The 12,559-nt window shown below is 74.6% G+C and carries 11 protein-coding genes; 5 read left to right on the top strand and 6 right to left on the bottom strand.

What is annotated here, in order from left to right:
- Nucleotides 1-26: 26 nt before the first annotated feature.
- Nucleotides 27-3,176 (bottom strand): BTAD domain-containing putative transcriptional regulator, encoded by a 3,150-nt coding sequence (locus ACFY3L_RS24975; RefSeq protein WP_389328510.1) that lies wholly within the window; start codon nucleotides 3,174-3,176, stop codon nucleotides 27-29.
- Between the two features lie 229 nt (nucleotides 3,177-3,405).
- Between ACFY3L_RS24975 and ACFY3L_RS24980 the strand changes: the two genes are divergently transcribed.
- The 3 genes from ACFY3L_RS24980 to ACFY3L_RS24990 all read left to right on the top strand — a co-directional run bounded on the left by ACFY3L_RS24980 (nucleotide 3,406) and on the right by ACFY3L_RS24990 (nucleotide 6,612).
- Nucleotides 3,406-4,815, top strand: a complete 1,410-nt coding sequence (locus ACFY3L_RS24980; RefSeq protein WP_389328513.1) for a S8 family serine peptidase — start codon at nucleotides 3,406-3,408, stop codon at nucleotides 4,813-4,815.
- A 142-nt stretch (nucleotides 4,816-4,957) separates the two neighbouring features.
- Nucleotides 4,958-5,458: a SigE family RNA polymerase sigma factor gene (locus tag ACFY3L_RS24985; protein ID WP_389328516.1), complete on the top strand. Its 501-nt coding sequence runs from the start codon at nucleotides 4,958-4,960 to the stop codon at nucleotides 5,456-5,458.
- Nucleotides 5,455-6,612 (top strand): hypothetical protein, encoded by a 1,158-nt coding sequence (locus ACFY3L_RS24990; protein WP_389328519.1) that lies wholly within the window; start codon nucleotides 5,455-5,457, stop codon nucleotides 6,610-6,612. The genes ACFY3L_RS24985 and ACFY3L_RS24990 overlap by 4 nt, the downstream gene beginning before the upstream one ends.
- Nucleotides 6,613-6,668: 56 nt before the next feature.
- On the opposite strand, the gene ACFY3L_RS24995 is transcribed toward ACFY3L_RS24990, so the two are convergent.
- Both ACFY3L_RS24995 and ACFY3L_RS25000 read right to left on the bottom strand, forming a co-directional pair.
- Nucleotides 6,669-8,060 (bottom strand): hypothetical protein, encoded by a 1,392-nt coding sequence (locus ACFY3L_RS24995; RefSeq protein ID WP_389328522.1) that lies wholly within the window; start codon nucleotides 8,058-8,060, stop codon nucleotides 6,669-6,671.
- An 81-nt stretch (nucleotides 8,061-8,141) separates the two neighbouring features.
- Nucleotides 8,142-8,678, bottom strand: coding sequence for a DUF664 domain-containing protein (locus ACFY3L_RS25000; RefSeq protein WP_389328525.1), 537 nt, complete (start codon nucleotides 8,676-8,678; stop codon nucleotides 8,142-8,144).
- 59 nt (nucleotides 8,679-8,737) lie between these two features.
- On the opposite strand from ACFY3L_RS25000, the gene ACFY3L_RS25005 reads away from it, so the two are divergent.
- Nucleotides 8,738-9,694 (top strand): helix-turn-helix transcriptional regulator, encoded by a 957-nt coding sequence (locus ACFY3L_RS25005; protein ID WP_389328528.1) that lies wholly within the window; start codon nucleotides 8,738-8,740, stop codon nucleotides 9,692-9,694.
- Between the two features lie 81 nt (nucleotides 9,695-9,775).
- Here ACFY3L_RS25005 and ACFY3L_RS25010 read toward each other — a convergent pair whose 3' ends face one another.
- Both ACFY3L_RS25010 and ACFY3L_RS25015 read right to left on the bottom strand, forming a co-directional pair.
- Nucleotides 9,776-9,901, bottom strand: coding sequence for a hypothetical protein (locus ACFY3L_RS25010; RefSeq protein WP_389328531.1), 126 nt, complete (start codon nucleotides 9,899-9,901; stop codon nucleotides 9,776-9,778).
- 18 nt (nucleotides 9,902-9,919) lie between these two features.
- Nucleotides 9,920-11,257 (bottom strand): PHB depolymerase family esterase, encoded by a 1,338-nt coding sequence (locus ACFY3L_RS25015; protein WP_389328534.1) that lies wholly within the window; start codon nucleotides 11,255-11,257, stop codon nucleotides 9,920-9,922.
- 165 nt (nucleotides 11,258-11,422) lie between these two features.
- Between ACFY3L_RS25015 and ACFY3L_RS25020 the strand changes: the two genes are divergently transcribed.
- The gene (locus tag ACFY3L_RS25020) at nucleotides 11,423-12,439 is read left to right on the top strand and encodes a PaaX family transcriptional regulator C-terminal domain-containing protein (protein WP_389328537.1); all 1,017 of its coding nucleotides are present in this window, start codon (nucleotides 11,423-11,425) and stop codon (nucleotides 12,437-12,439) included.
- On the opposite strand, the gene ACFY3L_RS25025 is transcribed toward ACFY3L_RS25020, so the two are convergent.
- The gene (locus ACFY3L_RS25025; RefSeq protein ID WP_389328878.1) at nucleotides 12,423-12,548 is read right to left on the bottom strand and encodes a hypothetical protein; all 126 of its coding nucleotides are present in this window, start codon (nucleotides 12,546-12,548) and stop codon (nucleotides 12,423-12,425) included. The two genes, ACFY3L_RS25020 and ACFY3L_RS25025, sit on opposite strands and share 17 nt — an antisense overlap.
- Nucleotides 12,549-12,559: the final 11 nt, after the last annotated feature.

The following is a 12,559-nucleotide window of genomic DNA, read 5'->3' on the forward strand; positions in this document are numbered from 1 at the left end:
CCGCTGCGTTGGTGCGTCGCTGGTGCCTAACTGGTGAGGAGCCGACGCGCCCGATCGACGAACGGCCAGGCGCCGAGCGCCTCGGCCTGCTCCAGCGCCGCCGTCAGCAGCCGCGGGTCGTGCAGCGCGGCGCCGAGGTACAGCTGGGCGGGTCCGAGCACGACGACGCCGGGCCACAGGACGACGATCTGCTGCCCGTACGAGCGCAGTGTCGGCACCAGCCGGGCGAGGCGTTCTTCGTCGCCGAGCGCGAGGAGTGCCGCGCTGAGTATGACGGCCCACGGGGTGCGGCGCTGACCCTCGGGCGGGGCGGCGAGCAGCCGGTCGATGAGCGGCAGCGCGACGTCACGGTGCCCGGCCTCGGCGTGCCCGAGCGCGACGACGAGCAGGAACGCCGGGTCGGTGCCGGCGGCGAGGTCCGCGGCGTCGCCGACCACGTCCATCAGCCGGCCGGCGTGCCACGCGGCGATGCCTTCGACGGTCGAGCGGGACAGGACGCTGAGCGCGGCCGCCGCCGGTGACGCCAGGGCCGCCGCCTCGGTCGCCGCCTCCGCGGTCGCGCGGGCCGCCTCGATGTCACCGCGCATGAGCTGCAGCCCTGCCAGCCACCACCGGTCGAGCAGCTCCAGGTCAGGGTCCTGGGCGCGCTCCGCGATCGCCGTGAACCGGCGGGCCGCCCTGGTCGACTCCGCGAGCCGCCCCAGCTCCAGCAGCACGCACCGATGCAGATGTACCGCCGTGGCCTCCAGCCCGGCGTCGTGGGCGCTCAACGCGAGCAGTTCCTCGACCTGTGCGAGCCGCTGCGGCGCGGTGTCCGGGGTCCAGGCCGCCTGGATCGACGCGACGAGCGCGCGGGCCCGGGCGTCGCGGTCGTCGCCGGCCTCCGCCAGGGCGCGGGCGGCCAGGTCGGCGGCGCCGGGCCGGTCGGTGCCGGCCCGCTGGGTCGCCTCGGCGGCGAGCAGCCGCGCCCGCAGCGGCGCCGGCACCGCGTCGAGCTGGGTCAGCGCCTCCTGCAGCAGCGCGCTCGGCCCGAGCATCATGCCGAACATCGCCCAGTAGCCGCCGATCCCGCCGGGCGCGGACTCCAGCGCCGCCTCGGCGAACCGCACCCAGTCGCCCCGGCGGCGCGCGATGTCCGCCTCTTCGCGCAGCTCGGCTTCGCTGACCTCGAGGCGCCCGGCGCGGCGCGCGGCGATCCCGGCGACGCGGTGCAGGTCGGCCCGCACGTCGTCCTCAGTCGCCTGGGCCAGTCCCCGGGCGGCCCAGGTGGCGGCGTCGTCGAGGGCCGCCCGGGCCAGGGCCTCCCGCGCGGCGTCGAGAGCGGCGCCGGCGGCCCGCTCGTCGTGCGCGGCCAGCCGGTGCTCCGCGACGGCGCTCTTCGCGGTGGGCGCGCCCTTCTCGGTGAGGGCGTCGGCGAGGCGGGTGTGCAGGGTGATGCGCTGGACCGGCCCGATGTCGGCGGCCACGGCCTCGCGGACGATGTCGTGACCGACGCGCAGCCATCCGGGTGTCGGCTCCTCGATGAGGCCGGCGCGCAGGGCGGCCGCGAGGGCCTGCTCGATCGCCTCCGGTGTGCGCGCGGCGGCCGCGGCGGCGACGGTGACCCGCAGGTCGCTGCCGGCGAGCGCGAGGGCCGCCATCAGGTCCCCGCCGCCGTCGGGGAGTGCCGCGACCCTGGCCCGCACGGTGTCACGCACGTCGCCGGGCAGTTCGGCGTCCGTGCCGAGCGCCGCGAGCGACCCCAGGAAGTAGGGGTTGCCGCCGGTACGGGCGGCGAGCGCGGCGACCTGTCCCGGTGCGAACGGGTGGCCGGCCAGCAGCTCCGTCGTCTCGTCGCCGGTCAGGCCGGCGAGCCGGAGGTCGAGGTGCCCCCGGCGGCGGGCCATGCCGGCAAGGACCCTGCCGAGCTCCTCCGGGGCCCGCGGCGGGTCGTCCCGGGCGGTGAGGATCAGCAGCAGCCGGGCGTCACCGAGCGCGTCGAGCGCGATCTCCAGCACGACGAGCGAGTCGGGGTCGGCCCAGTGCGCGTCGTCGAGCACGACGACGGCTGGGTCGCCGGCCCCTTCCCGCCGCCCGCCGGCCGGGTTCGCGGCCATCTCGCGCAGCCTGCCGGCGAGGTCGAGCCCGAACGCGAACCGTCCGGCCTCCATCGCCGCGTCGACCGCCGGCAGCCCGCCGAGGATCTGCGCCCACGGCCAGTACGCGGGGGCGCCGGGCGCGGCGGGGCAGCGACCCCACTTCGCCCGTTCGAACGCCTCCTCGACCAGCCGGGTCTTGCCGATGCCGGCCTCCCCGCGGACCACGACCGTCGCCGTGCCCCCGGCCTGTGCCCGCTCCCAGGCCTGCCTGAGCGCCGCCAGCTCCGCCTTCCGCCCGGCGAAGGGCTTCGCGCCCGCCTTCGGACTTGCCGGCTTCTTCGCGATCAGGGCGGGATCCTGGTTGAGCAGGCGTTTCTCCAGCGCCGCGACCTCGGGACCGGGGTCGATGCCCAGCTCCCGCACGAGCCGCTCCCGCAGGTCCCGGAGCACCGCCAGGGCGTCCGCCTGCCTGCCGCTGCGGTACAGGGCGGTCGCCAGCAGCGCCGGGCCGCGCTCCCGCATCGGGTGCTCGCCTACCAGCCGCCGCAGGTCCGGCACCACCTCCGCGTCCTGCCCGGCCGCGAGCAGCGCCTGGGCGTGCGCCTCCCGCGCCACGACCCGTAGCTCCTCGAGGCGGTGCACCTCGGGCAGCACCGCCTCGATGTCGCGCACCTCCGCGTACGCCTCGCCCTGCCACAGCCCGAGCGCCGCGCTCAGCAGCTCCGCGGCCCGGCCCGGCTCCGCGTCGAGCAGTTCCCGCGCCGCCTTCAGATCGGTCTCGAACCGCGCCGCGTCGGTCGGCAGGGCCAGCCGGTACCCGTCCCCGACCGTCACGATCGACCTCGGCGCCGCGTTGCCGGTCCGCTGCGGCTCCAGCATCCGCCGCAGCCGCGAGATGTACCCCTGCAGCGTGGTGGCCGCCGACGGCGGCGGATCCCCCCGCCACACCAGGTCCGCGAGCACCTCCGTGCTCACCTGGCGCCCGCGGTGCGCCGCCAGCAGCGCCAGCACCTCGGCATGCCGCCGGGCGCCGAGCTCGATCTCCTGCCCGCCCTCCCCGACGACCGCCGTAGGCCCCAGCACCCGCACCTGCTGCATTCCGCGTACGGTACGCGGCACTTCCTGCTTTCTTGTCCCCCATTCGGTGGACAACGACGGGGCGTCGACTGTAACGCGGGCGGGCGGTGGAGCGCTGTTTTCGGCGAGCGGCGCTACCGCGTCGCGTTGTCAACCGGACATTCCTGACGGAGGGAACACGGTGAGACTTTCTCGTCGAACTACGCTGGCGGTCGTGTCGGCCCTGGCTGCTGGGGCCGGCGGTGTGGCTGTGGCCACCACATCGTCGACGGCGTGGGCGGTCGGGCCGGAGAGCACGTACCTGGTGCTGGCGCCGCAGGGGCAGTCGAACGCGCGGGCCGTGAGCCGGGTCGCCGCGGCCGGCGGCACGGTCGTGGCGCGCTACGACCAGATCGGCGTCCTGGTGGCCCGCACGACCAACCCGGCGTTCCAGTCCGCGGTCGCCGGGGCCGGCGTCGACTCGGTCGCCTCCACCGGCGGGCTCGCCACCGCGCTGGACGACGACGAGACGGTGGCCGTCGTCGACTCCGCGACCCTGCAGGCGACCGGCGACCCGACGGGCGAGCCGCTGTGGGGCCAGCAGTGGGACATGAAGCAGATCGACGTCCAGCAGGCGCACCGGGTCACCATCGGCAGCCCTGACGTCGTCGTCGGCGTGCTCGACAGCGGCATCTCGAGCACCCACCCGGACCTCGTCACGCAGATCGCCAAGGACAAGAGCGCCTCCTGCGTCGGCGGCGTCGTCGACACGACCGAGGCCGCCTGGAACCCGACCACGTCCGACCACGGCACGCACGTCGCCGGCACCATCGCCGCGGCCATCAACGGCGTCGGTGTGGCGGGTGTCGCGCCCGGCGTGAAGGTCGCCTCCGTGAAGGTCGTCAACGACGACGGGTTCATCTACCCCGAGGCCGCCGTGTGCGGGTTCATCTGGGCCGCCGAGCACGGCATGCGGGTCACCAACAACAGCTACTTCATCGACCCGTGGGAGTTCAACTGCCGCAACGACGAGCGGCAGCGGCCGGTCTGGACCGCCGTCCAGCGCGCGCTGCGGTACTCGGCGAGCAAGGGTGTGCTCAACGTCGCGTCGGCCGGCAACTCCAACGTCGACCTGCAGCACAAGTTCGTCGACAGCGGCAGCCCGAACGACGGCAGCTACCCGGTCGAGGACCGCACCATCACCGGCGCATGCGTCGACCTGCCCGCTGAGGCGCCCGGCGTGCTCACCGTCTCCGCGGTCGGCCCGACCAAGCAGAAGAGCTACTACTCCTCGTACGGCCAGGGCGTCGTCGACGTGACCGCGCCGGGCGGCGACACCCGCTTCCGCACCGGCGGCAGCCCGTCGACGATCACCGACGCGGTGCTGTCCACGACCTTCAACACGGTGACGAAGACCAACGGCTGGGGCTACAAGCAGGGCACCTCGATGGCCGGCCCGCACGCCGCGGGCGTCGCGGCGCTCGCGCTGTCCGCCCACCCGAACCTCACGCCCGGCGCCCTTGCCTCGTTCCTGGAGCGCACCGCCGTCCCGCTGCCGTGCCCCAGCGGCGTCTACAACCCGGTCCCGAAGCTGACCGGCTACGAGGCCACCTGCTCCGGCGGTAACCGCAACGGGTTCTACGGCGCCGGCGAGATCAACGCCTACAACGCCGTGCGGTAACGCCACCCCGCTCCATCCGGCAGCCGTCACCGTCTTCGGTGGCGGCTGCCGCGTTTTCCCGCATGCGTCGCATCGGCGACAGAAGGCGTGTCAACAAGCGGAGGGCCGTGTTGCGTCTGGACCCGCGAAGGAGGTTCCCAGCGTGACATTCGAGGAGTACATCGCGGTGCGGGGGCCGAGTCTGGTCCGGTTCGCCCGGGTCCTGACCGGTGACCCGCACCGCGCCGAGGACCTCGTGCAGGAGGCCCTCGCGAAGGCGTACCCGCGGTGGGGCCGGATCCTGCGCACCGACCAGCCCGACGTGTACGTGCGGCGGGTCATCGCCAACGCGGCGCACTCATGGTGGCGGCGGCGCAGCAACCGGGAGCCCGCGGTCGGCGAGCCGCTGGACGGGCCGGCCCCCGGCGACCACGGGACCGAGACGGTCGAGCGCGACGCGATGTGGCGGCACATCCGCCGGCTGCCCGATCGGCAGCGCACCGTGCTGGTCCTGCGCTACTACGAGGACCTCGACGACGCCACGATCGCCGACATCATGCGCTGCAGCCAGGCCACGGTGCGCACGCACGCGGCCCGCGCACTGCAGGCGCTGCGCCTCCGGCTCGGTGCGACCGAGCCGGCACTCACGGGGAGGACCGGATGAACCACACGGAGCTCGCGGACTCGATCGCCGACGCCATGCGCCCGCACGGCGAGGGGGACGTGAATGTGGCCGCGCTGCGCGCCGGCACCATGGCCCGGGTCAGGGCCGCCCGGCGGCGCAGGCTCACGTTCGCCGCGGCCGGCACCGCCGCGGCCCTCACCGTGGGCGGAGTTGCCGTGCCGCAGCTGCTGCCCGGTGCTGACGGTCGATCGACGGTCGCCGCGCCGCCGAACGTGTCGGCCAACAGGTCGAGTCCGAGGGCCGCGGCCCTGCCGGTGGCGAACGTGCCGGGTGCGGCGCAGCGACCGGACACGGTCGGGACGGACCGGGCGGTGCTGCACTTCGACGTCGACCTGACCGTGTTCGGCGGCACCGGCGCCTGGTGGCGGTCCGGCCCCGGCGTGGAGCGGGCCGAGATCTGGACCGGCTCGGGCACCCGGGAGGCCACCACCGACCACACCGCGACCGTGGTGCTCAGCCAGGACCTGGACCAGGCGAAGCTCGGCGGGCTGGCCGCCGGCGGGGCCCCGCCGACGAGCCCGGCGCCGGTCGCGGTCACCGTGGCCGGCCGGGCCGGGACGATCCAGCAGTTCCCGGACGGGTGGACCATGGGGAAGGTCACGTGGGTGCTGTGGTGGCAACCGGTCGACGGGCTGTGGGCCGTGCTCACGATGGAGACCGCCGATGCCGCCACCGTCGTCACTGCCGCCGCGACAGGCGTGCACCTCGACCGGTCCCTGCGGTGCGCGGTGCCGATCCGGGTCAGCGCCGTCCCGGCCGGCACCGAGTGGAACAGCTGCACGACCGCCATGGGTCCGGCGGGCGCGGACGGCCGGTCGTGGCAGTCGGGCTCCGTGTCGTTCCGCGGGCCGTCCGGTGACTCGCTGATCCTCACCTACGGCAACGTCAGCGACTGGGACGCCGACGGCAGCAAGTTCGTGCCGAACCGGACCGTCCGCGGTCGGCCGGCGATGTGGTACCTGAGCGGACCCGGCCACCAGCTCGCGGTGCCCGACGCCGACGGGCGCAGCCTGTTCGTCAGCATGCACGGTGAGAACGTCACCGAGCATGACGCGATCGCGCTCGCCGAGGGGGCGACGTTCAGCGACGACCTGGTCGACCTCGGCACCTGGCCGGAGCGCCCGGTCGGCTGAGAGGCCGGATGAGAGCCGGTGGGGCGTCTTGTGCGAGGGGCGCCCCACCTTAAAACTCAGGCCATCGGCTGCACGCGGGCGATCCGGATCGTCGTCGCGTTCGCGCCCGCCGCCGCGTAGGCGACGCTGCCGTCCGGGTACGCCTTGAACGCCTGGTACGCGTGGTCTTTCGCGTCGATGGTGAACGTGCCGCCGACAGCGCGAGCGGCGCCCGTGTCGTACACCTGCGCCGTCATCGACGAGCCCGACTCCCACGCCAGCAGCATCCGGCCGGAGCCGTAGGCCACCAGGTGGGGATGCGCGGTCTTCGCCGAGGTGGTGACGGTGGATTCGGACGCGCCGGTGCTGAAGCGCTCGAGGCGGGCCTTGCCGCCCTGGCTCCACGCGGTCCAGTAGCCCTTCGACGCGGCGAGGACCAGGTCACCGCCGAAGAGCGTGCCGTCGCACGTGCCGGCGGCGACGGTCCGGTACGGGTTGGGTTGCGCGATCCGGCACGCGTTGTCGGTGGCGCAGACCATCGCGAAGCGGGAGACCCGTGGGTCCCAGGCGATGCGGGTCGTCCAGCTGTGGCTGCACCCCACCTCGAAGCTGCCGTGCCCCGGCACGAGGGCTCCCGAAGGCCCGACGACCTGCATGCGGTCGCCCTCGTGGATGTCGACGCACGCGCCGTTCCTGACGGTGATGGCGACGCCGAAGTAGGCCGCGTAGTTCGTGCCGTCGTACGCGAGGCGGCCGTGGTGCTGGTACCACCAGACGAACCTGGCGCCGTCGTCGTAGCCGGTGCGGTCGCCGGTCAGGTTCGTCACCTGCCGCTCCCACACCTGCTTGCCGGAGTTGTCGAACCGGATCATGTGCATGGTGTTGCACGGGCTCGACGAGCCGCCGCAGAGGGTCCCGCCGCCACAGTTGCCCTTGCGGGTGAGCAGCAGCACGCCGCCGTTCGCGTCGGCGGCGACGTCCTGCAGGTCGATGCCGGTGAAGCTGGTCGGGGTGCCGGTGAGCTTGTCGTCGCAGCCGAGCCGGCCGAGGTACACGCGGCCGTCGGTGCCGAGCCACGCCAGCCACGAGCCGCCGCCGGGCGCCGCCGCGATCGCCATCGGCAGCGGGTCGGTGTCGCCCTCGCGGCCGTAGCCGGTGACGCGGACCCCGGTGGCGACGTCGGTGACCTTCACGACCGGCGCGGCGCCGACCGGACGGGAGCAGGCACCGGCGGTCTGCGGCGAGGCGGAGGCCGAGGTCGAGGTCGAGGCGGACGGGCCGGCGCTCGCCAGACCGGCGCCGCCGGTGCCGTCGGCGGGCAGCCCGCCCTGCTGCGCCGCCTGGACCTGCGGCCGCCCGCCGTCGTCGTCCCCGCCCGTCGTCACGTACAGACCCGCGGCGAGTGCGACGGCGGCCACCGTACCGGCGACGACACCGACGATCAGGCGGCTCCTTGCTCTGAGCTCCATGTCCGTCCACATTCGAGCCTGAAAACCTTTTCGGCAAGCGGTGTGACGGCGCATGAGGGAGTCTTCACGAAAGCTAAAGGATCACGAAAGCGGCGGGTCCTCCCCCACCAGCCCGTCGATGGCCTCGCGCAGCAGGTCGGCATGGCCGACGTGGCGGGCGTACTCGTCGTGCAGGTCGACCACGAGCCGCCGCAGGTTCGGCGCCGACCCGTCGTCCCACGTGCGGTACTTCGCGGGCTGGTCGAGGCCGCCGTCGGCCAGCGCCTCGGCCATGGCGGCCCGCGAGCGCTCCACCGCGCCGCGCCACAGTTCGTACAGTTCGGCGGCGCTGTCGCCGGCCGCGCTGCGCCACACCCAGTCCGGGTCCGTGGCCGCCTCGGGCGAGTCCAGCGGCGGTCCGGGCGCCTTGCCGGTGAAGTCGATCGTGTACAGCTCCTCCACCAGCGCCAGGTGCTTCAGCAGGCCGCCGAGGGTCAGGGTGGACGGCGGCTGGGCGCGCCGCAGTCCCGTCTCGTCCAGCCCACCCGCCTTCCAGGCGAACTGGGCGCGGGAACGTTCGAGGGCGAACAGCAGCATCTCCGCCTCGCCAGCGTCCGGCGGCGGCTCATTCAGCATCATGCCGGTCACGGTAGGATCGGTTCCGGACGTTTCACGTCCGGATTCGCGGAAGGGCGACCTTGGAAAGTCCGGCCTCCCGGGCGCTGCTCGCGCTGGAGCTCGTCCAGGCGAGCCCCGGCATCACCGCCGACCGGCTCGCGGCGCGGCTCGGCGTGTCGGAGCGCGCGGCGCGGCGGTCCATCGGCGTGCTGCGCGACGCGGGGTTCCCGATCGAGTCGGTCCGCGGGCCCTACGGCGGCTACCGGGTGGGTCGTGGCCTGCGACTGCCGCCGCTGACGTTCACCGCCGCGGAGGCCCTGGCGCTGGTCATGGCGGTCCTCGACGGCCACCACGACGCCGGCGACCCGGCGAGCCCCGTCGGCGCCGCGCTCGGCAAGCTGGTGCGGGCACTGCCCGAGCAGGTCGCCGCCCAGGCCGACGCGGTGCGGCGGGCGACCGCCCCGGCTCCCGACCGCGCCGCCGCCCGGCCCGACCCGCAGGTCACGGCCGCACTCGTGCAGGCATGCGCCGACTTCCGGCGGTTGCGGGTGGTGTACCGCGGGGAGTCCGGCTCGCAGTGGGACGCCGAGGTCGACCCGTGGGCCGTCGTCGTCCGGCACGGCCGCTGGTACCTGATCTGCTGGTCGCACGGGTCCGGCGCGCGCAGGGCGTACCGCATCGACCGGATGCTGGACGTCGCGCCGCTCGACACCAGTTTCGACCCGCCGGCGCCGTTCGACCCGGTCGCGGTGCTGGAGGAGCACCTCGCGGTCGGCTGGGAATACACCGCCGACCTGGTCCTGCACCGCCCGCTCGGCGAGCTGTCGGGTCGCGTACCGGCGGCGCTCGGGCGGCTCGAGCCCCTGGACGACGCGTCCTGCCGCCTGATCGGCTCCACCGGCAACCCGTGGTGGTACGCCGAGCAGCTCGCCGCCCTGCCCTGCGACCTCCGGATCGTGGGCGGCCCTGAGCTGCGCCACACGGCCCGCGCCATCGGCCGCCGGCTGCTGGACGCCGCCGGGCCTGCCCCGGGTTGACGGACGGCCGCGGTCCCCGCGGAGGGTTTGGTCAGGCTGGACGGCCCGGTCGGCGCGCGACCGCCGACCGGGCCGGTGCTGTCAGCCGAGGAGCATCGCGCTGAATCGCGACTCGACCGCGTCGAACTCGACGACGCCGGCGGCGGCCAGGGCGAGGCCGAGGGTGCTGGCGGCGACCGCGCGCAGCCGGCGACGGGAGAGCTCCATCTGGGTCCTCCGAGGGTGTCAGGCGAGCGTGCAGGCGGCGCCGTTGAGGGTGAACGCGCCCGGTCGGGCGATGTTGCCGGTGTGGGTCGCCTGGAAGCCGATGGTCGTGGACGCGCCGGGGGCGAGCACGGCGTTGTAGCTGACGTTGCGGGCGGTCACCTGGCCGCTGGCGGGGCTGATCGTGGCGTTCCAGCTCGACGTGACGGTCTGCCCGGCGGGCAGCGTGAACGCCAGCGCCCAGCCGTTGACGGCGGTGGCGGCGGTGTTGGTGATCGTAATGCTCTCGGTCAGTCCGGTGTTCCACGGGTTGACGACGTCGGTGACCCGGCAGGCGGTGCCGCCGGGCGGGCTGGACACCGGTGGCACCGACGGGCTCGCCGATCCCGGTGCGCTCGGCGAGCCGCTGGGGCCACCGCCGGGCGTGGTGAGGCCGAAGAACGCGAGGGCGTAGGCGGCCATGCCGCCGGAGGGCAGGCTGTGCCCGGCGCCCTGGATGCTGTACGCCTCGACCTGGACCGTGCCGGACGCGTCGGCGTAGCGGCGGCGGTTCCATCCGGACTGCGGCGTGTCCGTCGACGTGGGGGTCTGGCTCAACCCGAACACGTCGGTCCACTGCTCGATCTCCTCCTGCAGCAGCCGGTACGGCACGAGGGTGTCATTGGTGCCGTGCCACAGCTGCATGCGGGGGCGGGGTCCGGTGTACCCGGGGTACGCCTGGCGTACGGCGTCGCCCCACTGCTGCGGGGTACGGTCCAGGCCGCCGTTGCCGGTGCAGCGGCTGCTGCCGGGCGGGTAGTCCGCGGCGCCGGTGAAACAGTTGAACGGCACGCCCATGAACGCCGCGCCGGCCTTGAACACGTCCGGATAGAGGGCGAGCATGTGGTTGGTCATCATGCCGCCGGAGGAGCTGCCGGTGGCGTAGACCCGGTTCGGGTCGCCGCCGTACTGCCGCTCGACGTAGGTCACCATCGAGATGATCGAGACCGGGTCGCTGCCGGCGCCACGCCGCTTGGCGGTGTCGGACCAGGTGTCGAAGCAGTTGCCGAAGCCGGCCTGCTGGGTGGCGGTCGGGTAGATCACGATGTAGCCGTGCCGGTCGGCGAGCGAGGCGAACTCGCTGCCCGAGTAGAAGCCGGGCCCGGATCCGCCGCAGCCGTGCATGGCCACCACGATCGCCGGGTTGGCGGGGCGGGTGTCGGGCACGTACACGTGCATCCGCATGCCGCCGGGGTTCGCACCGAAGTTGGTGACCTCGGTGAGGGTCGCCGCGTAGGCGGGTCGCAGGGCGACGAGGCTCAGGCCGGCGGCGAGCACCGCCGCGGCGGGGGCGATCAGGAGCTTCCAGGTGATGTGCATGCGCCATCTCCTCCGATGCCGCGACCCGTGTCGCGGACAGTTCGATCGATGAGGACAGCGCGGCTCCCAACCATGCGCGGCACTTAGTTTGCCCCGGGTCGATACAAGTGTCAATCGATGCGGTTCGCTACAGTCGACCGGTCCCGCTCTACCGCCGGAGGTCGCGTGTCCAGCCCGTTCGACATCGAGGAGATCTTCCCGGACGAGGACGCCGCGGCGGTCCGGCTGCCCCGGCGGCAGTCCGGCCCCGCACCGCAGGGCCTGGCGGTGACCCTGCTCGCGGACTACACCATGTGCACCGGCACCTGGCTGCCGTCGGCGGCCATCGTGGCGCTGCTCGCCGAGACCGGGGTCAGCGAGGCCGGCGCCCGCGCCGCGATCAGCCGGCTCGCCCGCCGCGGCGTGCTGCACGGCAGCCGGCAGGGGCGGCACAGCTCGTACCGGCTCGCGCCGGCCGCCGTCACCCACCTGTCCGAGGGCGGGCGCTGGATCGTGCGGTCCGCGGCGGCGGCCGAGCCCTGGGACGGGTGGTGGACGCTGATCGCGTTCTCCCTGCCGCAGCAGGAGCGCACCCGCCGCCGGGCGCTGCGGGGTCAGCTGCGGTGGCTGGGGTACGCGCCGCTGTACGACGGGCTGTGGATCTCGCCGCACCCGCTGACGCCGGACTCCACCGCGCAGGTCGCCGGGGTCGCGCCGGGCACGGTCACCGCGTTCCGGGCCCGGCATGTCGAGCTCGGCGCCATGACCGGCCGCGAGCCGCTGCGGGCCTGGGACGTCGCGGCGATCGCGGCGCACTACGAGACCTTCCTGCGGCGGTGGCGGCCGCTGCTGCCGGACGTCGCCGCCCGGCGGGTCGGCGGCGCCGACGCGGTGCGCGCCCGGACCGAGGTCATGGACACCTACCGGCGCTTCGCCGTGCTGGACCCGCGGCTGCCGGTGGCGCTCCTGCCGGCCGGCTGGCCGCGCGCGGCGGCCCTCGAGGTGTTCACCGCCGTGTACGACGGGCTGGCCGGCACCGCCGAGGAGCACGTGCGGGCGGTCGCCGGGCGGTACGCCGACGGGCCGCCGCCGGCCGTGCGGTCGCACACCGTGGCGGACCTCCTCGCCGGCGTCGGCTCCGGTGCCCGGCCGGCCACCACCTCTGCGGCCGGCCGGGTCGCGGAGGCTAGTGGCGCAGCGTGAGCAGGCCGGGCCGGTACGGCAGGAGGCCGTAGTCGCCGCCGGAGCTCGGGGAGCGGCCCTGGTACAGCCGCTCGACCGGCGCATGAAACTTACGGCGCCTCGACCCCATCAGATCAGGAA

The sequence above is a fragment of the Dactylosporangium sp. NPDC000521 genome (genome assembly GCF_042898305.1).
GTDB lineage: Bacteria > Actinomycetota > Actinomycetes > Mycobacteriales > Micromonosporaceae > Dactylosporangium.

Bases quoted from the DNA above. Each gene is read 5' to 3' on its own strand.
- ACFY3L_RS24995 (WP_389328522.1), bottom strand. From the start codon at position 8,060: ATGGAGCTCAGAGCAAGGAGCCGCCTGATCGTCGGTGTCGTCGCCGGT.
- ACFY3L_RS25010 (WP_389328531.1), bottom strand. From the start codon at position 9,901: ATGGAGCTCTCCCGTCGCCGGCTGCGCGCGGTCGCCGCCAGCACCCTC.
- ACFY3L_RS24990 (WP_389328519.1), top strand. From the start codon at position 5,455: ATGAACCACACGGAGCTCGCGGACTCGATCGCCGACGCCATGCGCCCG.
- ACFY3L_RS25000 (WP_389328525.1), bottom strand. From the start codon at position 8,678: ATGATGCTGAATGAGCCGCCGCCGGACGCTGGCGAGGCGGAGATGCTG.
- ACFY3L_RS24975 (WP_389328510.1), bottom strand. From the start codon at position 3,176: ATGCAGCAGGTGCGGGTGCTGGGGCCTACGGCGGTCGTCGGGGAGGGC.
- ACFY3L_RS25015 (WP_389328534.1), bottom strand. From the start codon at position 11,257: ATGCACATCACCTGGAAGCTCCTGATCGCCCCCGCCGCGGCGGTGCTC.
- ACFY3L_RS25025 (WP_389328878.1), bottom strand. From the start codon at position 12,548: ATGGGGTCGAGGCGCCGTAAGTTTCATGCGCCGGTCGAGCGGCTGTAC.